Annotated in this window: 20 protein-coding genes; 12 read left to right on the forward strand and 8 right to left on the reverse strand. The window is 68.7% G+C overall.

Annotated features, from left to right (window positions below; genetic code table 11):
• Positions 1 to 87: 87 nt before the first annotated feature.
• The gene (locus G6N61_RS26180; protein ID WP_163923208.1) at positions 88 to 777 is read left to right on the forward strand and encodes a cutinase family protein; all 690 of its coding nucleotides are present in this window, start codon (positions 88 to 90) and stop codon (positions 775 to 777) included.
• A 122-nt stretch (positions 778 to 899) separates the two neighbouring features.
• Here G6N61_RS26180 and G6N61_RS26185 read toward each other — a convergent pair whose 3' ends face one another.
• Positions 900 to 1,328: a hypothetical protein gene (locus tag G6N61_RS26185; protein ID WP_163923211.1), complete on the reverse strand. Its 429-nt coding sequence runs from the start codon at positions 1,326 to 1,328 to the stop codon at positions 900 to 902.
• Positions 1,329 to 1,362: 34 nt separating this feature from the next.
• On the opposite strand from G6N61_RS26185, the gene G6N61_RS26190 reads away from it, so the two are divergent.
• Positions 1,363 to 3,078 (forward strand): alkaline phosphatase family protein, encoded by a 1,716-nt coding sequence (locus tag G6N61_RS26190; RefSeq protein ID WP_163923214.1) that lies wholly within the window; start codon positions 1,363 to 1,365, stop codon positions 3,076 to 3,078.
• An 11-nt stretch (positions 3,079 to 3,089) separates the two neighbouring features.
• On the opposite strand, the gene G6N61_RS26195 is transcribed toward G6N61_RS26190, so the two are convergent.
• From G6N61_RS26195 to G6N61_RS26205, 3 genes are all read right to left on the reverse strand, one after another.
• A complete protein-coding gene (locus G6N61_RS26195; RefSeq protein ID WP_163923219.1) occupies positions 3,090 to 4,301 on the reverse strand; it encodes a DUF1501 domain-containing protein in 1,212 nt (403 codons plus the stop codon).
• A 5-nt stretch (positions 4,302 to 4,306) separates the two neighbouring features.
• Positions 4,307 to 5,623 (reverse strand): DUF1800 domain-containing protein, encoded by a 1,317-nt coding sequence (locus G6N61_RS26200; protein WP_235887312.1) that lies wholly within the window; start codon positions 5,621 to 5,623, stop codon positions 4,307 to 4,309.
• A gap of 186 nt (positions 5,624 to 5,809) precedes the next feature.
• On the reverse strand, positions 5,810 to 6,241 hold the full coding sequence (locus tag G6N61_RS26205; protein ID WP_163923222.1) for a hypothetical protein: 432 nt from the start codon (positions 6,239 to 6,241) through the stop codon (positions 5,810 to 5,812).
• A 1,156-nt stretch (positions 6,242 to 7,397) separates the two neighbouring features.
• Between G6N61_RS26205 and G6N61_RS26210 the strand changes: the two genes are divergently transcribed.
• Both G6N61_RS26210 and G6N61_RS26215 read left to right on the forward strand, forming a co-directional pair.
• The gene (locus G6N61_RS26210) at positions 7,398 to 7,874 is read left to right on the forward strand and encodes a hypothetical protein (RefSeq protein ID WP_163923225.1); all 477 of its coding nucleotides are present in this window, start codon (positions 7,398 to 7,400) and stop codon (positions 7,872 to 7,874) included.
• A 166-nt stretch (positions 7,875 to 8,040) separates the two neighbouring features.
• Positions 8,041 to 8,811 carry a peptidoglycan recognition protein family protein gene (locus tag G6N61_RS26215; RefSeq protein WP_163925120.1) on the forward strand — a complete coding sequence of 257 codons (771 nt, stop codon included), beginning with the start codon at positions 8,041 to 8,043 and terminating at the stop codon, positions 8,809 to 8,811.
• A 19-nt stretch (positions 8,812 to 8,830) separates the two neighbouring features.
• On the opposite strand, the gene G6N61_RS26220 is transcribed toward G6N61_RS26215, so the two are convergent.
• On the reverse strand, positions 8,831 to 9,127 hold the full coding sequence (locus G6N61_RS26220) for a hypothetical protein (RefSeq protein ID WP_163923227.1): 297 nt from the start codon (positions 9,125 to 9,127) through the stop codon (positions 8,831 to 8,833).
• 217 nt (positions 9,128 to 9,344) lie between these two features.
• Here G6N61_RS26220 and G6N61_RS26225 point away from each other — a divergent pair, with 217 nt between their 5' ends.
• Genes G6N61_RS26225 through G6N61_RS26235 form a run of 3 tightly spaced genes read left to right on the forward strand, consistent with a single transcriptional unit; the run spans position 9,345 to position 12,349 of the window.
• Positions 9,345 to 10,823 carry an amino acid ABC transporter substrate-binding protein/permease gene (locus G6N61_RS26225; protein WP_163923230.1) on the forward strand — a complete coding sequence of 493 codons (1,479 nt, stop codon included), beginning with the start codon at positions 9,345 to 9,347 and terminating at the stop codon, positions 10,821 to 10,823.
• Entirely contained in the window at positions 10,820 to 11,593 is a 774-nt protein-coding gene (locus G6N61_RS26230; RefSeq protein WP_163923233.1) for an amino acid ABC transporter ATP-binding protein, read from the forward strand. The genes G6N61_RS26225 and G6N61_RS26230 overlap by 4 nt, the downstream gene beginning before the upstream one ends.
• Complete coding sequence (locus tag G6N61_RS26235; protein ID WP_163923236.1) at positions 11,594 to 12,349, forward strand: DUF3060 domain-containing protein; 756 nt, start codon at positions 11,594 to 11,596, stop codon at positions 12,347 to 12,349. It begins immediately after the preceding gene.
• 10 nt (positions 12,350 to 12,359) lie between these two features.
• On the opposite strand, the gene G6N61_RS26240 is transcribed toward G6N61_RS26235, so the two are convergent.
• From G6N61_RS26240 to G6N61_RS26250, 3 genes are read right to left on the reverse strand one after another with little or no spacing between them, the layout of a single operon-like run.
• Positions 12,360 to 13,724, reverse strand: a complete 1,365-nt coding sequence (locus tag G6N61_RS26240) for a glycosyltransferase (protein ID WP_235887313.1) — start codon at positions 13,722 to 13,724, stop codon at positions 12,360 to 12,362.
• Positions 13,712 to 14,710, reverse strand: a complete 999-nt coding sequence (locus tag G6N61_RS26245; protein ID WP_163923239.1) for a glycosyltransferase family protein — start codon at positions 14,708 to 14,710, stop codon at positions 13,712 to 13,714. The genes G6N61_RS26240 and G6N61_RS26245 overlap by 13 nt, the downstream gene beginning before the upstream one ends.
• Entirely contained in the window at positions 14,707 to 15,657 is a 951-nt protein-coding gene (locus tag G6N61_RS26250; protein ID WP_163923242.1) for a WcbI family polysaccharide biosynthesis putative acetyltransferase, read from the reverse strand. Before G6N61_RS26250 ends, G6N61_RS26245 begins: the two co-directional genes overlap by 4 nt.
• Positions 15,658 to 15,825: 168 nt before the next feature.
• Here G6N61_RS26250 and G6N61_RS26255 point away from each other — a divergent pair, with 168 nt between their 5' ends.
• The 5 genes from G6N61_RS26255 to G6N61_RS26275 are packed head-to-tail and all read left to right on the forward strand — an operon-like array spanning position 15,826 to position 20,354.
• Positions 15,826 to 16,815: a glycosyltransferase family protein gene (locus tag G6N61_RS26255; protein ID WP_163923245.1), complete on the forward strand. Its 990-nt coding sequence runs from the start codon at positions 15,826 to 15,828 to the stop codon at positions 16,813 to 16,815.
• The gene (locus G6N61_RS26260; RefSeq protein WP_163923248.1) at positions 16,812 to 17,903 is read left to right on the forward strand and encodes a glycosyltransferase; all 1,092 of its coding nucleotides are present in this window, start codon (positions 16,812 to 16,814) and stop codon (positions 17,901 to 17,903) included. The genes G6N61_RS26255 and G6N61_RS26260 overlap by 4 nt, the downstream gene beginning before the upstream one ends.
• Complete coding sequence (locus tag G6N61_RS26265) at positions 17,900 to 18,883, forward strand: glycosyltransferase (protein ID WP_163923251.1); 984 nt, start codon at positions 17,900 to 17,902, stop codon at positions 18,881 to 18,883. The genes G6N61_RS26260 and G6N61_RS26265 overlap by 4 nt, the downstream gene beginning before the upstream one ends.
• On the forward strand, positions 18,880 to 19,740 hold the full coding sequence (locus G6N61_RS26270; protein WP_235887314.1) for a glycosyltransferase family 2 protein: 861 nt from the start codon (positions 18,880 to 18,882) through the stop codon (positions 19,738 to 19,740). Before G6N61_RS26265 ends, G6N61_RS26270 begins: the two co-directional genes overlap by 4 nt.
• Positions 19,737 to 20,354 (forward strand): class I SAM-dependent methyltransferase, encoded by a 618-nt coding sequence (locus G6N61_RS26275; protein ID WP_163923258.1) that lies wholly within the window; start codon positions 19,737 to 19,739, stop codon positions 20,352 to 20,354. Before G6N61_RS26270 ends, G6N61_RS26275 begins: the two co-directional genes overlap by 4 nt.
• Positions 20,355 to 20,386: the final 32 nt, after the last annotated feature.

Below are 20,386 nucleotides of genomic sequence, written 5' to 3' on the forward strand. Positions count from 1 at the left end.
GACCATCGCAACCAAATGCCATGCCGTGACAGTTCGGGGCGTCCTTGGGTGCCTTCCATCGACACGGAGCTATGCCACCATGGACTGATGATTCGCCGATCTAACTTTCACCGGGTGTCCAGCTTCGTCGCCGCTGCAGTGGTCGGAAGCACCGCGACGCTGCTCCCGATCGCAACGGCAACGTCGTCGGCCGCCTCCTGCTCCGACGTCGAGGTGGTCTTCGCCCGCGGCACCACGGAGCCCGTCGGTCCGGGCTTCGTGGGGCAGAGCTTCACGGACTCGCTGCGTGGCCAGGTCGGGGACAAGACGGTCGGCCTCTACTCGGTCGACTATCCGGCCACCGACAACTGGCCCACGGCGGTGGTCGGCGTGAACGACGCGGGCGCTCACATCCGTCAGGTCGCGGCGGACTGCCCCGACACCAGCATCGTGCTCGGCGGCTTCTCCCAGGGGGCCGCGGTCGCCCAACTGGTGACCGCCGACGCGGCTGCGGTGCCACCGAACTCGTTCGCCTACGGCACCACCGCCCCGCTGCCGCCGGACGTCGCCGATCGCGTCGACGCGGTGGCGCTCTTCGGCAAGCCGAACCAGCGGTTCCTGTTCCTCATCGGCCAGCCGTACGTGCCATTGGGCTCGGCGTTCGTGTCGAAGACGATCGATCTCTGCGCCATCAACGACCCGATCTGCTCCGGCGGGCTCGACCCAGCGGCGCACAACGCCTACCCGGCCAACGGCATGGTGGCGCAGGCGGCCGCCTTCGCGGCGGGTCGCGTCTAGCCGCGACCCGCGGCCTCCCTTCGTTCGCACCGAAGATCAAATCGCCGTTTCCCGGCACCAGCGGCCGGCGACGCGTAATTTTCGGCCAAGTGAGCGCGTAGACGAAGGGAATCGTTGATGGGTTACGCAAGGCACGTCGGCCGCGTCGGAGCGTTGGCGGTGGCACTGGGCGTCGGCGTCGCCGTGGCTTCCACGCCGGGCATCGCATACGCCGACCCCGCCGGTGGCTCGTCGTCGGACTCGTCGGCGTCGGATTCCTCCTCGTCGGGTCCCGCTTCTGGGACCTCGTCTTCGGGGACGTCGGGAGGGACGTCCGCGGGCGGGTCGGCAGCCGGCTCGTCGAAGCCGGCCGACGGCACGTCGGGCGATTCCGCCTCGGCGTCGGACCCGGGCACGTCACAGAGCCCGTCCGACGATACGTCGGACGCTGACGACTCCGCAGACTCCGACGCTCCCGCCGACGCCCCCGTTACTGGGGGCATCACCGACGAGGCGTCCGATGCCGCCGGCGCACCGAACCCGGCCGTCGATCCGTCGACCGTCGAACCCACTGTCCCCGAGCCTGCCGACGTCCAACCCCCTGAGATGACGGACGCCTCAACCGAGCCGTCATTCGACGAGCCCGCCAAGGACGACGACACCAACCCGCAGCCGGAGCAGGCGGCACCGGCCCAGCCCGCCGTATCCGTGGCCGCCGAGGCACCCGAGACGTCGTCGACCGCCCCTGTCGCCCTCGACCCTCCCGCACCGGTGCAGACCGTCGCGACATCGGCGATGACGGCGCTGTCGACGAGTCAACCCTCGACCCAGCGGGCCGCATCGTCCACCACGACAGCGTCGCTGGCGGCCGCTGCGCCTGCGGTGCCACAGCAGCCGCGCACGCTGATCACCGCGGTGACCCAGCTGGTCGCCGCGGTGCTGCAGCCGCTGCTCGACGCCGCAGAGAACTCGCCCATCCAGATTCCGTTCCTGTCCGCGGCACTCTCCCTGGTGCGCAACGAGTTCGAGCGAATCCTGGGTCAGCGCCAGGCCGCGCCCCAGCAGGGCACCACCCTCGTCGCCGACCCCACCAAGCAACGCGTGCTGGTGATCGGCATCGACGGCACCAACCTCAGCAGGATCCTCGCCGACGACTACAACCAGAACTTCCTCGAGCTGATGGGGACCAGCACGACCGCCGCGTCGAGCATCGTCGGCCACACCACGATCTCCAACCCGTCGTGGACGTCGATCCTGACCGGGGTCTGGGGCGAGCGCACGGGCGTCATCAACAACGTGTTCACGCCGTGGACGTACGACACGTGGCCGACCGTCTTCACCCAGCTCGAGTCGATCGACCGGGACATCCAGACGATGACGGTCGCGAACTGGAACGTCATCAACGGCATCGCAGGCGCAGGCGCCATCCCCGTCGACGAGAACCTCTACGTCGCCCAACTCGAGGGCGACAGGGACTGGCTGCTGACCGACGACGCCGTCGCCGACCTGACGGTGAACGCGATCTCGGGCGCCGACGCACCCAACTTCCTCTTCTCGTACTTCGTGGGCGTGGACGAGAACGGCCACTTGTACGGCGGCGCGTCACAGCAGTACAAGGACGCCATCCGCAACATGGACGACAACCTCGGCGAAATGATGGACGCCGTCGCGGCGCGGGAGTTGGCCACCGGCGAGGATTGGACCATCATGGTCGTCACCGATCACGGCCACCAGCCGCAGGTCGGCTTCGGCCATGGGTTCCAATCGCCAGCCGAGACAGAGACTTTCGTCATCGCCGACGGTCCGGACTTCAAGGACGGCTACGTCAACCTGGAGTACGAGATCGTCGACACCACGCCCACGGTGGTGAGCCTGTTCGGCGGGACGCCGAGGGCGGGTTCCGACGGCGTGACGCTGCAGTCGCTCGCAGCCGGTGACGAACTGCCCGACGACTTGGTCCAGGCGCTCCGGGATGCGATCGCCGACAACGACTATCCGGACCTGATCACGAACATCGCCCTGGGTGCGCGGACCGTGTTCGCGACGGTGCCGTACTACGTCTTGGAACTCAAGCGCGATCTGGGCGCGGGGCTGCCGAGCTTCCTCCTGCTGCCGTTCGACGCGGTGTTCGACGGCCTCTACGTCGCGACCAACGTGCCCGCGCAGATCGTCGCGTTCCTGACCGGCGTCACCGGCGCCCGGATCTTCCCGCTGCTCCCGCCGGAGCAACCGGACTTCGCGCCGACGCCTGCGCCCACGGCGGACGCAGGATTGCTCGCATGCGGGTCGGTGTCCGAGAAGGGCTGCACCACGGCGGCTTAGAGGAAGCCTGCTCAGAGGAAACCAATGTCCCGTCGGCCGAGCCCCACCGACGGGACGGGATCCGTCTTGAGCGTCTTGCTCAGGAGTTCGTGATAGACGTCGCGGAAGTCCGTCGTGGTCTTCAGGTCCCCGTCGACGAGGTCGGTCAGGCTGGGTTCGTCGCCGTAGAAGCCGCCCTTCACCGGTGCGCCCATCAGGAAGACCGGACCCGCCGCGCCGTGGTCGGTGCCCTGGGAGCTGTTGGCAGCCACGCGCCGACCGAACTCGGAGTACGCCATCACCACCAGGTTGCGGCCGTACATGTTGGTGCGCATCTGGGCCAGGAACGGCGTCAGCGCATCATCGAGGGTGCGGAGCAGTTCCTCCTGCGTGCCTCGTTCGTCGGCGTGGGTGTCGAACCCCCCGAGGGAGACCATGTACACCCGGGTCGGCACGGCAGCCTTGACGCATCGCGCGACGACGTCCAGTTGGGCGGAGAGGGATTCGACGTCGGCGCTGCGGCCCGCCGTCGCGGGATCGACGCCCTTGATGACCCTGCCGAATTCGGGTTCGGTGACCCTCGTCGCCCGGTACGTCCGCCGCACCGCCCGCATCGCAGGGGTGTCGCGGGGATCGTCGTCCGCCATGGCGCTGAGGGTGTCCGCGATGTCGATCGGGATGCGGGGGATCGTTTCGGACAGCGCGGACGCGACGTGCTTCTCGCCGACTGCCATCAGCGGTAGGACGGCGCCGACGTTGATGGCGCGCAGGGGATCGTCGCCGCTGGCGTCCAGCCACCGTCCTATCCAGCCCGTCGGCACGGCGTCGTTGGGCGACGCCGTCTGCCAGATGTCCATGGACCGGAAGTGGCTGCGGTCCGGGTTGGGGTAGCCGACGCCACGCACGATCGCCAGACGCTTGCGGCGCCACAGCTCCGCCATTCCCGTCAGGCCCGGGTTCAGGCCCAGCTGCCCGTCCAGTGGCAGCACCTCACCCGGCGCGTACGCGAGGTCGGGCCGTGCATCGTGATAGGCGTTGTCCGCGTACGGGATCACGGTGTTGATGCCGTCGTTGCCACCGTAGAGGGTGACGATCACCAGGATCCCGCTCTTCTCCGGCATCGGCCGCTGTCGGCCGGCGTCGAGCAGGTCGGGCAGCGACACCGCTGCCACGCCCGACAACAGGCCTGCGGCACCCACGCCGGCTCCGGCGATCAGGAACTTGCGACGGTTCATCTCGGGCATCGCGGCTACACCGTCAAATACTCGGGGCTGTTGACGGCGGCCGCGACCATGCGCCGAGGGTCGTCGGCCAGGCCGTCGAGCACCGCGGCGGTGCGATCGGTCCAGCCGCCGACGCCGATGAGATAGCCGACGGCGTCGACGCGGTCGGTGCGCGCGGCCTGCTCGACGGTGGAGAGGTCTCCGAGGCTGGCGAACTTCTCCGCCGCCCATACACGCGCTGCCGTGCCGATCGTGGACAACCACGCGGGGCCGTGGGGCCACCCGTTGACGTCCGGCGGGTAGAAGGGGCGTTGCCGCATCACGGTCAGCGCAATCAGGATGGCGTCCAGTAGGTGCGGGTCGACGAGAGGCACCTTGAGTGAGCGGATCACTCCGACGGTCCACTCGACCGGCGAGCACACCATCGTCCCCGTCGCGGAGGCGAATTCGGGATCGAGCAGGATCGCCTTCGTCAACGCACGCAGGTCGCGGCGGGGACCGTAGGCAGCGATCAGGCGGCTCAACGTCGCGGGCGACGCGGGCTCGTCGGACGCCAATTGCCGCCACAGCCTGCCCGCGACGAACGCCGCGGACTGAGGTTGGCTGAGCACGACGTCGCAGAACTCGGCATGGTCGAAGTTGCCGGTGCGGCCCAGGATCGTCTTCGTCGCACCGTCGTGGAAGCCGTACGCCACGCGCGTGCTGCCGCCGTACCCGATGTACCAGCCGGTGAGCGTCCGGGCGCCCTCACGAACGTCGACCTCGGAATAGCCGTTGGCGTGTCCGAGCGTGAACAGTTCCATGAACTCGCGCGACAGGTTCTCGTTGGTCCGCGCGGCGGTGTTGCTCACGCCGTCGAGCCAGTACAGCATCGCGGCGTCGGACAGCATCGCCACGGCCAGTGTCCGGAAGTCGCCCAGTTTGAGCGTGCGCAGCGTTTGATTCTGCTGACCCATCCACTCGGCGACGGGCACCTTTTGCGCCGACGTCGCGAAGTGGTTGTGCCAGAGAAAGGTCAACTTCTCGTGCACGGGTTCCTCGACTGCGACCATGCGGCGGACCCACCACGAGGTGAGTTCGTGCATCTGCGCGGCCAGCGTGTCGGTGAAGGCGTCGAGATCACTGGCACGGGCGCCGTTGCCCGGAAGCGGTGGCGTGACCGGGGTGGGTCGGGGTGTGGCCACGGCGCCCGGATCGCGGTCCGGGTCCAGGCCGAGTGCGACGTCGAGGTGTGCGGACCAGTCGCGCCCGACGAGGGCGTCGATCTGCGGCCCCGTGGCGCCGAAGCCCGAGCGCCGGAGCATCCGTGCGGCGGTCTGCCACCGCGGCGACTGTCCGCTCAAGGGCCGCCGACCCACCTTCTCGCTTTGACGCGTATTCCCCTACCGCGCTGCTGTTGCGACCAGCGTAAACCTGGACGAAGGTTAGCTGGGCCAAAGCCCTGCCACCCCGACCGGGCAAGAGGCGCACCAACGGAAGGTCGGCTGCGCGAATGGATCTCGCGCAGCCGACCGTCTTTCGTTGCCGTATCAGCCCCGGTTGAACAAGTTCCCGATGCCGCTCAGGAAGCCGTTCCAGGCTTGTCCCAGCTGAGTGAGCGCATTGGTGCCTGCGGTGCCCACCTGGGTCTGGCCGTTCTGGATGGCGGTCCCGGTTTGCGAGATTGCGTTGGTGCCGGCGGTTCCGGTCTGGGTCTGGCCGTTCTGAATGGCAGTACCCGTCTGCGAGATCGCGTTGGTGCCTGCCGTGCCGAGCTGGATCTGCGCGTTCGAGATCGCGGTGCCGACGTTGGTCAGGAAGTTCGTGCCCGGGTCGGCGGCTGCTGCCGAGACGCCCGAACTCGGTGCGAACCTGTTCCCGTCTCCGGTGAGCACGTTCTGCTGATTGTCCGCAGCAGCGGTTCCGGCGCCGGCCAGCGCCATTCCCGTCGCAAGCGCCGCGGCGCCTCCGGCGACTGCCACGCCCGACATGATCCTGCGGCCGAATGAAATGTGTGTGTGAGCCATGAGCTACTCCCTTGCAGCAACGGTTGTGAAGACCTCCTAGAAGTAACCTGGCGCCATGTGACTCAAACCACCGAAGCCAGAAAATTTTCGCATGGCACATTTTCGGGGCCGCTCAGGTGGGTTTGCCAGCCACGATGAACCCCTCTTGCCCGACGTCGAGTTCGTCCAGCAGGTCCCCGAGGCCGGTGGACAGCGCCGCGCACACGTCGCGGGTATGTGCTCAAGATCAGCGAAAAGCACGTTCCGACAATGACATGGCTCGCCGTCACGGTGCGATGGTCCTCGGTGGACGCCGTGCTTGCCTCGCGAATCCGCCGAGATGGGTGAAGGTGATCCGGTGGCCATTTCCCGGGCGATCGTCTCTAGGTAGCTTGGCCTCGATTCATGGGCCATCTCTGCGAAGGCCGTGGCGGGGCGTGAGCGCCCTCCGGGGGGCTGGTGAGCGATAGCTGCTGGCAAACTGCAGCAAACCCGGAGGCCCTGCAGGGGTGGTGCAGTGCGGGTTTTGGGTGCCAAACGCCGTGCGGCCGGCCCGGGCGGACGGCAGTTGGCGTCGGTCGATGGCGCACCGTCCGGGTGCAACGCCCGGGGAGCGCCTCGGCGGTACGGCGCATCCGACGCGAAGCACTTCGTGACAGTTTGCTGACGTTTGCCTGTGGCAACTTTACGGACACGTCAAATAAAACACTCGCGATAACCCTCCTGTGCCGCCTCGACGATTGCTAGCGGCAAAGTCAACCGCCCATTCCCGGTCTCGAAAGCCAGGTAGCTGGGTATTCGCGGCGTCGCCGACGCGCCCGCGTGTGCGCCACCCTCCTCGACCAACGACACGTGCGTCCTGGACTGGCAATACGACCGGTTCGTGCAGCTCATTCACCTCTGTGGCGGGGGTGGTCGGCGGGTTTCGGCGATGGCGTCGAGGCCCCGAAGTCGTTACTCGCAGCGTGGTCCAGACGGGTTTTGCGGCATTCCTTTGCCAGTGGCAAACCAAAGAATGGTCACGAATCCGAAAAGAAACCAAAGGTTTTTCCCGTCGTTAATGTTTCCGACGCCCATGCAGTGGTAACTTCGGGACACACAACAACACCGTTGCTGACAGGGAGGACATCTCATGAGTGGATTCATCGGACGCAAGATCGTGTCGGGCGTGGCAGTCGCCGGCGGTGCTGCTGCACTCGCCACGGGCTTCGCCCTCGCAGGCGCGGGTACGGCTGGTGCCGACAACCTGCAGAACACCGTGACGAACAACGGCAACAAGTTCACCCCGGGCAGCAGCTCGGTGTCGTCCACCACCTCGGTGGGCAACGCGGGCACCAACTTCCTGACCCAGCTGGGCACCGCCATCTCGAACGGCCAGATCCAGGTAGGCACCGCCGGTACCAACGCGATCTCGCAGACGGGCACCGCGGTCTCCAACGGCCAGATCCAGGTCGGCACCGCCGGTACCAACGCGATCTCGCAGACCGGCACCGCCGTCCAGAACGGTCAGACCCAGGTCGGCACGGCGGGCACCAACGCCATCAGCCAGCTGGGCCAGGCCGGAAACGGCCTGCTGAGCGGCATCGGCAACCTGTTCAACCGGGGCTAAGTCTCCGACAGGGTCGGTCGAGACCGAACCAACCGCGAGAGGCGGCCGTGCGATTCGTTCGCACGGCCGCCTTTCGCGTGCCCGAGCCGCCGACACTTACCCTTGACCGTCGCCGAGGGAAGGAGGGCGAGGGGTGAACCCCGTTTGGATCGCCGACTGCCTGCGGATGGAGGACGTCGACGTCGTCGAGTACCCCGGGTGGCGCACCCGCGGGCACGGCGACTTCGCAGACGTCCGAGGTGTGATGGTCCATCACACGGGATCGGACCGGGCCACTGCCGCATCGATCGCCGAGGGTCGGCCGGACCTGAGGGGTCCGCTGTCCCAACTACACGTCGCGCGCGACGGCACCGTCACGGTCGTCGCCGCCGGGGTCGCCTGGCACGCGGGCGCAGGCCGCTATCCCTGGCTGCCGACGAACGGCGGGAACCGGCACACGATCGGGATCGAATGTGCCAACAGCGGGACGAGTCCCACCGCGCCACACCGTGAGAATTGGCCGGACGCACAATATTCCGCGCTCATTCGATGCTGCGCCGCGATTCACCGTCGACTCGGGCTTCCCGTCACCCGCACCATCGGGCATCGCGAATACGCGGGCCGATCACAAGGAAAGTGGGACCCCGGCGCGATCGACATGAACGTCCTCCGCGAGGACGTGGGCCGACGACTCGGCGACGTCTCGCCAGCCGTGCTGCTGGAGCGGGGCTCGACCGGGCAGCTGGTCGCAGAACTCCAGCGCCGGCTCAAGCACGCCTACCGGTCGTACGCGGGAGACTTGGCGATCGACGGCGTGTTCGGCCCGGCCACCGAAGCGGCGGTGCGCGAGTTCCAGCGGCGCACGCCGGGCCTCGACGTCGATGGCGTCGTCGGGCCGCTGACCGCCGCGGCGCTGCGGCTCACCGTCGTACCGTCGGCCCAGGCGTCGCCGCAGTAGACAGGAAACTCGGTGGCGGTCAGCGCGAGCAGTCCAGTGACACCGAGATGGTCCGCTTGAACACGACCTCGATCAGGTCGTCCCCGATGCGCTCGAAGCGCTTCTGCTCGCGGCCGTTGCGCACGTCGGTCACGTCACACTCGTCGAGCGGCGCACTGCCGATCCGGTTGACCTTCACGTCGAAGCCCTGCGCCTCGAGCTGAGCAATGGTCAGTTCGGCCGACGATGCGGCTGCGGCAGGAGACGCCGGGGCGAGCATCAGTGCCGTTGCAGCGGCGGTCGCGGTCAGAGTGGCCCGGATGATGGTGGTCTTCATGATGTGTCTCCTTGTCGGGGTGGACCGTCGTGCGGTCCCGATCTGTCTCTCGTCGATGCTGTCGCGGACCGGGCGACGGTGCATGGAGGTCGTGTGGAGATTGGCTGGAGATCGCCGGGAGTGCGCCCACGGCGCACGTCGGCCGAAACGTGCGTGACGAATGCCGCCGCCCGACTAGCGTGTGACTGCCCGATCCCGGGCCAGATGGGAGATCAGCATGCGAACCGGTTGGCCATTGCGGGGCCGCGAAGTGGACGAACGACGATCGACACGCGGTCTCGTGGTCGTCGTGACGGCACTCCTGCTCGGCGCGCTCGGCGCCGCCACGCTCGCGGCGCCCGACGCGAAAGCCGAGGGCGAGAACTACGTCGTCGCCACCGACACGACCTTCGCACCGTTCGAATTCCAGGACGCGCAGGGCAAATTCGTCGGCATCGACATGGACCTGATCCGGGCGATCGCCGAGGATCAGAAGTTCAACGTCGACATCAAGCCGCTCGGCTTCGACGCGGCCCTGCAAGCGGTACAGGCCAATCAGGTGGACGGCGTCATCGCCGGGATGTCGATCACCGACGAGAGGCGGAAGGTCTTCGACTTCTCCGAACCGTACTTCGAGTCGGGCATTCAGATGGCCGTCCTCGAGTCCAACGAGGACGTCAAGTCCTACGACGATCTGCGCGGCAAGCGCGTCTCGGTCAAGAACGGGACCCAGGGCGCGGAGTTCGCCAACTCGATCAAGGACCAGTACGGGTTCGAGGTGGTCTCGTTCGCCGATTCCTCGACCATGTTCGACGAGGTGCGGACCGGAAACTCGGTGGCGGCCTTCGAGGACTATCCGGTGCTGCTCTACGCGATACAGCAGGGCAACGGGTTCAAGACCGTGACGCCCAAGGAGGACCCGACGGGCTACGGGTTCGCGGTGAACAAGGGCCAGAACGGCGAACTGCTGCAGAAGTTCAACACCGGCTTGAACAACCTCAAGGAGTCCGGTCGCTACGACGAGATCCTGTCGACCTACCTCGGTGAGGGTGCCGCCGCGAGCGACGGCTCGTTCTTCGGGCTGATCAAGAGCACGACACCAATGCTGCTGGCCGGTCTGAAGATGACCGTCATCCTGACGGTCTCGTCGATCTTCTTCGCACTCATCCTGGGCATCGTCTTCGGGCTGGCCCGGGTGTCCCGCTCGATCTGGCTACGAGCCATCGGCACCACCTTCGTCGACATCTTCCGCGGCACACCGCTGATCGTGCAGGCGTTCTTCATCTACTTCGGCATCCCCACGGCGCTGGGCTTCCAGATGTCGGCGGTGACCGCGGGCATCATCACGTTGTCGCTCAACGCCGGCGCCTACATGACCGAGATCGTCCGCGGCGGCATCCTCTCGGTGGACAAGGGGCAGATGGAAGCCGCCCGCAGCCTGGGCATCGGATACCTGCCGACGATGCGCAAGGTGATCCTGCCGCAGGCCATCCGGACGATGATCCCGTCCTACATCAACCAGTTCGTCATCACGCTGAAGGACACCTCGATCCTGTCCGTGCTCGGCATCGCCGAACTCACCCAAAGTGGCCGCATCATCATCGCGGGCAACTACAAGGCCTTCGAGATGTGGCTGATCGTCGGCATCATCTACTTCATCGTCATCATGGCGTTGACCAAACTCTCCGACCAGGTAGAGAAGAGAATCGTGAAATGAGCCAGCTGGTACCCGAGGCCGCGGCCACCGAGCCGAAGGACAAGGTCAAGATCCGCATCGAGGGGCTGAAGAAGTCCTTCGGCGAACTGGTCGTCCTCGACGGCATCGACACCACGGTCAAGCACGGCGAGGTCGTGTGCGTCATCGGGCCGTCGGGGTCGGGCAAGTCGACGTTCCTGCGGTGCCTGAACAAACTGGAGGACATCACCGGCGGCACGGTGATCGTCGACGACTTCGACCTGTCCGATCCCAAGGTCGACCTCGACGAGGTGCGCCAGCACATCGGCATGGTGTTCCAGCACTTCAACCTGTTCCCGCACATGACCGTCATCGAGAACGTCACGCTGGCACCGCTGCTGACGAAGAAGATGAACAAGGCCGCAGCGGAGAAGCGGGCGCTGGAACTGCTCGAGCAGGTGGGCCTCGGCGAGAAGGCGCACGTCAAACCCGCCACGCTGTCGGGCGGGCAGAAGCAGCGCGTGGCCATCGCCCGCGCACTGGCCATGAACCCGTCGATCATGCTGTTCGACGAGGCCACCAGCGCGCTGGACCCCGAGATGGTGGGTGACGTCCTCGAGGTGCTGCGCGAACTCGCGTCCGGCGGAATGACCATGGTAGTCGTCACCCACGAGATGGGTTTTGCGCGCGAGGTCGCCTCCCGGGTGCTCTTCATGGCCGACGGCAACATCGTCGAGGACGACACGCCAGCCGAGGTGTTCGACAACCCGAAACACCCACGGCTGCAGGAGTTCCTCTCCAAGGTGCTGTAGATGGGAGAGTTGGGAATGGACCGCGAGGAAGATCCGGAAGCGCGCATCAGAGCGCTCGAGCAGCCGCTCAGCGACATCGCCCGCACGTCGGAACTCGGTTCGGCGCACGACCATTCGGCCTACGGGTACATCCCGGCGCCGTCGGGACCGCACCCGCCACCGCCACCGGGGGCGTACCACCAGCCTCCGGCGCTGCCCTACCCGGAGACCGGGGACGCGGTCTTCCACGCGCCGGCGGCACCGCCCCGAGCGCACGGTGGGGCCGGCGTGGTCCCGGTCGTCATCGGCGTGCTCGCGCTGCTCATCGCCGGCGGCGTCACGCTGTTCCTGATGCTCAGGCCGTCGCCGCCCACGGTGGCCGGCGGTGGTGCCACCCTGACGGAGGGGCCCGTCGACGTCTCGACCGACCGTGACGGCGAGGCGCGAAACCCCAGCCGGACCAACATCTTCGTCCCACCGATCGTGCCGCGAACCGATCCGGCGCCGCCGCCGGGGACCAACGTCAGCATCGCAGGCATCGGCGAGGACAAGGCGTTCGCCTGCGACGACCACCTCGTCAGCATCAGCGGTGTGGAGAACACCGTCGTCATCACCGGGCGATGTGCGAGCGTGTCGGTCTCCGGCATCGACAACGTGGTCACGATCGACGCCTCACCACAGATCTCCGTGTCGGGGTTCGACAATCGCGTCGTGTACCGCCAGGGCGAACCGGAGGTCACGACGTCGGGGACCGGCAACACCGTCGAGCGCGGCTGAGCCCGGCCGCTCACCACGCCAGACTGGTGTGGGGATCGGCGGAGGTCAATCCCACCGACTCCGCGGCCAGGACCACGTTCTCGCCGATTCGATCGACGTCTGCCGAGTCGGTCAGCCGTACCGGGCCCGACGTCCAGCGCCGCGCCCGGTTCGCCGCCCACGACGCCCGAATCAGAAGTGCGGCACCGTCACCGGTGACGCGTACCGAGCCGACGCCGGGCCGGGCACAGGATTCGATCAGTCGTGCGACGGCCTCGCGCGACAGCACCGGCCTGCCGCTGGTCGAGATCGTGAACCGGCACCGGCGCCTTATCGATTCGGGTATCTGGCCGGCGTTGATCCGCGAATCCTGAACGCCCAGTTCGTGAAGCAGCGATTCGGCCTGCTCCCCGACGAGCCAGATGCCGACGTCGAGAGCGAGCAGCGATCCGAGCGTGGCGACGAGGGACCCGGCTGCGTGCCCGGTGGTGTCCACCTCGACGGCGACGTCGGGCACGGCGTAGTGCAGTCCGGAGCGGCGGGCATCGGGGTCGGTGACCAGGCGTGCCACCGCCAGCGCCTCCTGGTTCTTCGCCGCAGCCCGGTCGGCGACGTCACGGGCGCCCCAGTCGGCGCCGTCGTGCCACGCCACCGCATCGCGGGCGTGATGCAACACGGCGCCGTTGACCACGGCGCGGTGGGCGAATTCCCAGTCTTCGCCGCCGTACCCGACGAACGACTCGTCGAACCCGCCCACGTCGACGAAGAGGTTTCGGCTGCAACACATCACGGAGCTGATCACGTAGCGGTAGGAACGATGGTCGATGCGCAGCAGGTCGCAGCTGTCGCGGTATTCGTCGGACAGCCAGCGGGGCTCCTCGAGTACCGGGGGAGCGGTTTCGCCCGTCCACCACGACGGCAACCGCCGCGCCGTCCATCCCGCCAGGTCGGCATGCCTGCGGCGCCCGACCACCAGGGCGTCGGGGAGCATCGACGGCAGCCTGCTGATCCGGCGCAGGTAGGACGGCTCGGGCACGGTGTCGGCATCCAGGAAGCAGAGGACGTCCGCGTTCGTCTGTGCCGCACCGAGATTGCGCGCTGCCGCGGCCCTGAATCCGCGGTCCTCCTGCCGGATCACAGTGATCCGCAGCGGCGACTCCGGCACCCGCGGCGGCTCGGCCGAACCGTCGTCGGCCACCACGACCTCGACGAGTTCGAGCGGGTAGTCCTGCAACTCTAGCGCGCCCAGCGTCAGCTCGAGTTCGCGCTGCTGCTGGAAGTGCGGGATCACGACGGCGATTCGCACGGGGTGCGGGTCACGGTCGGCGAGCAGATCCCACCGGTTGGCCGGAACCGTCACCCGGCCGTCGTTCAGCGGCAACGTCACGGGTGCCACGCAGCCAGCACCTCGGCGTAGCGCTGCGCCGCCCCGGCGACCGACGGCTCGCACACCGTCGAGGGCGACAGCCACGTCGAGTCGGGGCGGGCGAGTGCCGAGGCGATCGCCGAGGCCAGGCCCGCCGGATCATCCGGGTACAGCAGCAGCGCACCAGGGTTGCGTTCCGCGATCTCGCTGGTGTAGCGACCGACCGGGGCGAGCGGCCGGCGACCGGTGGCGATCCAGCTGTTGAGCGAACCGGACGCAGAGACGTGCCGATGGTGGGCCACCGGAACGGTGATCGCCTGCAGCGTCGCCCGCAGAGCGTGCCGGGGGACGTGACCGGTGACGGCGAACGGCCGCCGCACGAGCCGGGCGGACTCCGACAGTGATTCGACGAGATCGTCGTGCCCCGGCGACGGCTCCCCGATGGCCATGAACCACACGTTTCGCGGCACGGCGGTCATCGCCGCGAGCACGTCGTCGTGGCCCTTGCCGGGATACAGGTAGCCGAAGACGCCGACGGACGGGGGTTGCGCGGGTGGTCGCGACGGGCGCGCGGCCGGAGTCGCCAGCGGCAGCGGGATGACGGCGACTTCGGGCGGCCGAGCGTCCACTTCGTCGAGCAGCATCGCCTCGTGGGCGCTGCTCACGACCACGGCGTCGACGGCTGCACAGATCTTGCGGTACGCCTCCGCGCGTCCGGCGAAGTGGGTGCCGTCCGAAGGCTGGGGCAGGTCGTGCAGGGTGGCGGTGACGCGGTGGCCCGCAGCGCGAACTCGCGCGGCGAGTTCGACGATCGACGTCGCGGCCTCGGCGGCGGTCCGGCCGAACAGGCGATCGGTGAACTGGACGTGCACGCCGGAATCCAGATCGGTTGGCACACAACGGGCCAACCGGGTGTCGACGTCCGTCGCGCGCAACGCCTCGTCGAGTTCGATGCCGAAGCGGACGACGCCGTGCCGGGCGGGGCCGACGGCCAGGTGCATCACGGCCGCCGTCACCTGGCCGACCTACCCGTCGGCAGACCGAGGATGTCCATCATCTCGCCGTGGCGTTCGACGGCCAGATCGAGGAAGTCGGGGTTGTCCGCATACCACCGCATCTGAATCTCGTGCACGTCCTGGATGGACAACCGTCGCGACTCCAGCGTCCAGTCGGTCCTGGCCGGTGCGCTCACGCGCAGCGCGTCGAGCACACGGCTCTCCAGCGGCGCGTACACCGATCCGAGCAGAGTGCGATCGACGGCGCCCACCGGCAGCCGGACGCCTGCGGCGTCGAGCACCCGTCGGGCCAACTCGATCAACACCGGGTTGCCGGGGTGGTTGATGACGTGGCAGGCGTCGGCACCGCACGAGGCGAATACGTCGGACACGGCCACGTCGGTGTCGCGGCGTTCCCGCGCCGCGAGCGTCGCCCGGCTCGCCTCGGCGGCGGCGACGAACCGGTCGGCGGGGACGTCGACGTCCCACGGGTTCTCCGGTGCCCGGCCCGACCGCGCCGCGACGACGGTGCGCAGATCGTGGTAGGGCACCCCGGGCGGCGTGATCGACCGGTCGGACGGACGGCGCACGATCGCCTGAAACGGGTAGAGCCCCGCGTATCGGATGACGGGCCAGCGCACCACGCGGGCGCCCGCGGGCAACCGCCCGGCCATCTCGTCGGTACCCAGGGGCAGGTCGCGGTAGTTCGCTCTGATCGGCTGGCTGACCAGCACCTGGGCTTCGCCGAGCAGGGCGTCGAGATGGGGCAGGTCCGCAGCGGTCAGCTCGTGCACAGGGGGCACCAGCACAGTGCGATACGGCCGGTCCGCCACGGTATCGAGCACCTGACGCAGCGCCTCGGCTTGACAGTTCCCGATCACCAGCCACAGGGGCAGCGATGAGGGCCGCTCGGCGTCGGGATGTCGGTAGAACTGGCGGTAGTGCCAGGTCCTTCCATCGTGCTGCATTTCACGAGTTTAGATTCGCGATTGGCGTGCTATACCTGCGGTGCGAGCAACCGTCTAGTAGATGGCGATGTCCTGCCGCCACTTTTCGATTGGTACTTCGTGATAACGCTTGCCTCGGTCCCCGCTGGGCATCCCTACGTGGATGCCGTCGTCGACCCTGAAAGCGTTGTGCTGCTGCCAGATCCGACGCCGCCCGGCGCCACGGCGCCGGGCCAGTGGTGGCCACCGCGGTGGCTCGACCCCGAGTTCGTGAGCGCCCACGTGCCCGACATCGACGTCATGCACGTGCACTTCGGCTTCGACTCGGCAGACCCGGTCGACCTGGAGGACGTCGCGAAGCAGCTCGCGCGTCGCGGCGTTCCACTGGTGGTGACCGTGCACGACCTACACAACCCGCACTTCGAGGACGCCGGACTGCACGCCGCGCGGCTCGGCGTGCTGCTCGGCGCGGCCGATGCCGTGATCACTCTGACCGACGGCGCCGCAGCCGAAATCGAGAGCCGCTGGGGCCGCCGTTCGGTCGTGCTCCCGCATCCGCACCTACTTCCGCTCGACGAGGTCGGCGGCGCGCGCGTGCAACGCTCCGTGCCGGTCGTGGCCGTGCACGCAAAGGGGTTGCGCGCCAACATCGATCCGTGGCCGCTGCTCGACGCACTCGTCGAGGCTGGTCGGGACGGCTACCGGCTGCGGCTCGATCTCGACGTCGGCGCGTTGGCGTCGCCGCGCGCAGCCGAGGTCACCGACCGGCGGCTCGAGGCCTACCGTGCCGCGGGAGTGGACGTCCGCGTGCACCCGTGCTTCGACGACCGCCAACTGTCGGACTACCTCGCCGACGTCGACGTCCTGGTGCTGCCCTACCGCTTCGGCACCCACTCCGGCTGGGTCGAGGCAGCTCACGACGCCGGTGTGCACACGGTGGTGCCCGACTGCGGGTACTTCCACGAGCAGCATTCCAGCGCCCTATTCCACTACGGCAGAACCGAATTCGATGCGACGAGCCTGACCGACGCGGTCGAGGCGGCCGTGAGCCGGGCACGCGGAGGTCAGGCATCGGCGGACGAGGCGCGGCGGCGCAGGAGGGCCGACGAGCGGCACCGGGTGCGAACCGCCCACACACGGCTCTACCGTCAGGTCCTGGCCGACCGGAACGCCGCGTGAGGCGGCCACTCCGCATCGCGCTCCTGGCATCGTCCCGATACGCGGTGCGCCAACCGTTCGCCGGCGGCATGGAGTCGTTCGTCTACGAGTTCGCCCGCGCACTCACCGCAGAGGGCCACCACGTCACGCTCTTCGCCGCACCCGGGTCGGGGACCGACCTGCCGTGCGAGGTGCTGCCCGTGCACACCTTCGAGATGAGCGAGGAGTCACGGCGCGAGCCATTGACTCCCGAGTGGATCGTGCACGAGACCCACGCCTACCTGTCGGTGATGCTCGACCTCGGCGACAGGCTGCGCGACGCCTTCGACATCGTGCACAACCACAGCCTGCACTACCTGCCGCTGGCCATGGCCAGGTCGTTGAGCACACCCATGCTGACCACCCTGCACACGCCGCCGTTGCCGTGGCTCGAGCAGGCCGTGGCCCTGCCGCAGGGGGTCGCCAGCGACTTCGTCGCCGTCAGCGCCTTCACCGCACGACAGTGGGATCCCATCAACGGGCCGGTGTCGGTCATCCCCAACGGCATCGACCTCGACGCCTGGGAACCCGGACCGGGCGGCGACTACGCGGTGTGGTCGGGACGGCTGGTACCCGAGAAGGGCACGATCCTGGCGATCGAGGCGGCCCGACGAGCAGGGCTCCCGCTGCGCATCGCCGGGCCGGTGGGCGACCGCAAGTACTTCGACCAGTACATCGCGCCCGAACTCGACGACACCGTCTCCTACTGCGGCCACCTCCGTCAGGACGAACTCAACGATTTGGTGGGCGGGGCAGCCGTCGCGCTCGTCACCCCGACCTGGGAGGAGCCGTTCGGTCTAGTGACGGCCGAGGCGATGGCGTCGGGCACCCCGGTGGCGGCGTTCGCGCGGGGAGGCATTCCCGAGATCCTCGACGCCGGCAGCGGTCGCCTTGCCGCACCGGACGACGTCGATGCGCTGGCGGGCGCGGCGCTCGAGGCCGCCGAACTGCCACGCGCCGCCGTGCGGGCCAAGGCGGAGGCGGACTGCAACCACGCGGTGATGGTGCAGCGCTACCTGCAGCACTACGACGACATGCTGTACCGCGAGCGGCGCCAGGTCCCGGCGTGATCGCCTACTACGTGCATCACCACGGACGGGGACACCTCAACCGGGCGCTGGCGATCACCCGCCACCTGACCGACGGCGTCGTCTTCCTGTCGTCTCTCGCGCCGCCGTCCGGCCTACGCCCCGGCGACCGCTGGGTCCAGCTGCCCATGGACGTCGGATCGGCGGGCGACCCGCCGCTGGATCCCACCGCCAACGGCCGGCTGCACTGGGTTCCCGAGCACGTCGACGGGCTGGCGCGCCGTGCTGCTCTGATCACCCAGACACTGGCGGCCGAGCAGCCCCGGCGGATCGTCGTGGACGTCTCGGTCGAGGTGACCCTGCTGGCGCGGCTGGCCGGGATACCGGTCACGGTGATGGCCATGCCGGGAGAACGTGACGACGCCGCGCACCGGCTGGCCTACGACGTCGCCGACTCGATCGTCGCCCCATGGTCGGACGACGTGTACCGGCCGTCCTGGTCAGCGCGCTACGCCTCGCGCGTCCACTACGTCGGCTCGATCAGCCGGTTCGACGGACGGGAGCGGCCCGCAGCGGCGCCCGGCGCAGGACCGTGCGGGCTGCTGCTGGCGGGCGCAGGCGGCTCGGCCGTGCCCGCCGACGGCGTGACCGACCTGCAGGCGGCCGCACCGGAGCTGACCTGGCGGGCGATCGGTGGCACGGCAGGCTGGGTCGACGACCCGTGGCCGATGATCGCCGGCGCGGACCTCGTCGTCTGCCACGCCGGCCAGAACGCGGTCGCCGACGTGGCGCTCGCCGAGGTACCCGCGATCGTCGTCCCCGAGGAACGGCCGTTCGACGAGCAGTGCAGCACCGCGGCTGCCCTGGACCACGCGGGCGTCGCCGTCTCCGCACCCGGCTGGCCGACCCGTGACCAGTGGCCCGAACTGGTGGCGCGGGCCCGATCCATCGATCGCCGCGGATGGCGCCGACTGCGCGCCGTCGGCGCCCCGGCGCGCGCGGCTCGGGTCATCTCCGCGTGAGCGCGCCCCGCGTCGCGGTCGTCACCGTGGTCCACGGGCGCCACGACCACTTGCGTCGGCAGCAGGACGGGTTGCGGGCGAGCCTCCGCACGCCCGACGTCCGGTGCGTCGTCGCGATCGACGACGACCCGACGGACCTCCTCGACGAAGACGTCGAGGTCATCCCGTGCGATCGGACCTCGCGGGGCCTGCCGCTCGCGCGGGCCCGCAATCTGGGTGCCGAGCGGGCCATCGCGCTCGGCGCGGACCTGGTGATGTTCCTCGACGTCGACTGTATACCGGGGGCGACCATGATCGACCGGTACTTCGCGGCGCACGCCTGCGTCCGGCGTCCGGCCCTGCTGGCCGGCCCCGTCACGTACCTTCCGCCGTCGGAGCACGGCTACCCCCTGGCAGGCCTGCCCGACGCGACGAACCCTCACCCGGCCCGGCCCAACCCGCCCGCCGGCGCGGTGCTCGAGGAGACCAACTACGACCTGTTCTGGTCGCTTTCCTTCGCCACGACGCCTGCGGTGTGGCGTCGCATCGGCGGGTTCTGCGAGGAGTACGTGGGGTACGGCGCCGAGGACACCGACTTCGCCACCCAAGCCGCACGCCGTGACGTCGCGCTGTACTGGGTGGGGGGTGCGCACGCCTATCACCAGCACCATCCGGTGTCGAACCCTCCCGTCGAACACCTCGGCGACATCGTGGCCAACGCCGCGACCTTCCACCGCCGCTGGCGCCGCTGGCCCATGCCTGGTTGGCTCGACGAGTTCGAACGCCGCGGTCTCATCACCCGCGCCGACGACCAGATCTCCCTGACCACCCCTGCCGACGCCGCCTCGGCCCTCGCGAAAGGCCCACATCCGACGTGAACTCCCCAGCGCCCCACAAATTCGCCGCCGACGTCGACCACTGGTCGGACATCCCGGGGTGGTTCCAGTGGCGGGAGGGCCAGGAGGATGCCGCTGCGACGTTCCCGGAGGGGAGCACGTTCGTCGAGGTGGGCTGCTATCTGGGCAGGAGTCTGTGTTCGCTGGCCGAGGTGGTGCGCGACTCGGGACGCGACTTCACGGTGATCGGCATCGACACGTGCCGGGGCAGCGGCGCCGAGGGTCAGTCGAACACCGACGCCCACGGTGCCGCCGTCGAGTACGGCGGCGGAACGTTCGCCGGGCTGCTGCACCGCAATCTCATTGCGTGCGGTGCCGCCGACGACGTCCACCTGCTGGTCAGCACCTCCCCGGCCGCGGCTAACCTGTTCGCCGACGGGTCGCTGACCTGGGTGCACCTCGATGCGCGGCACGACTACGACAGCGTGGTCGCCGACATCGACGCGTGGGCACCCAAGGTGGCCCCCGGCGGTTGGCTGTCTGGCGACGACTACGACTCCCTGTGGTGGCCAGGGGTCGTCGCGGCCGTGGGGGACAGGTTGCCCGACGCGCACGGCTGGCTCACTGCACAGTGGCGTTGGTGCAAACCGTCATGACCGACCAGCGGGTGTCCGTCGCAGAGTCCTGT

Origin of the sequence: Mycolicibacterium arabiense, assembly GCF_010731815.2 — a bacterium.
Lineage (GTDB): Bacteria > Actinomycetota > Actinomycetes > Mycobacteriales > Mycobacteriaceae > Mycobacterium > Mycobacterium arabiense.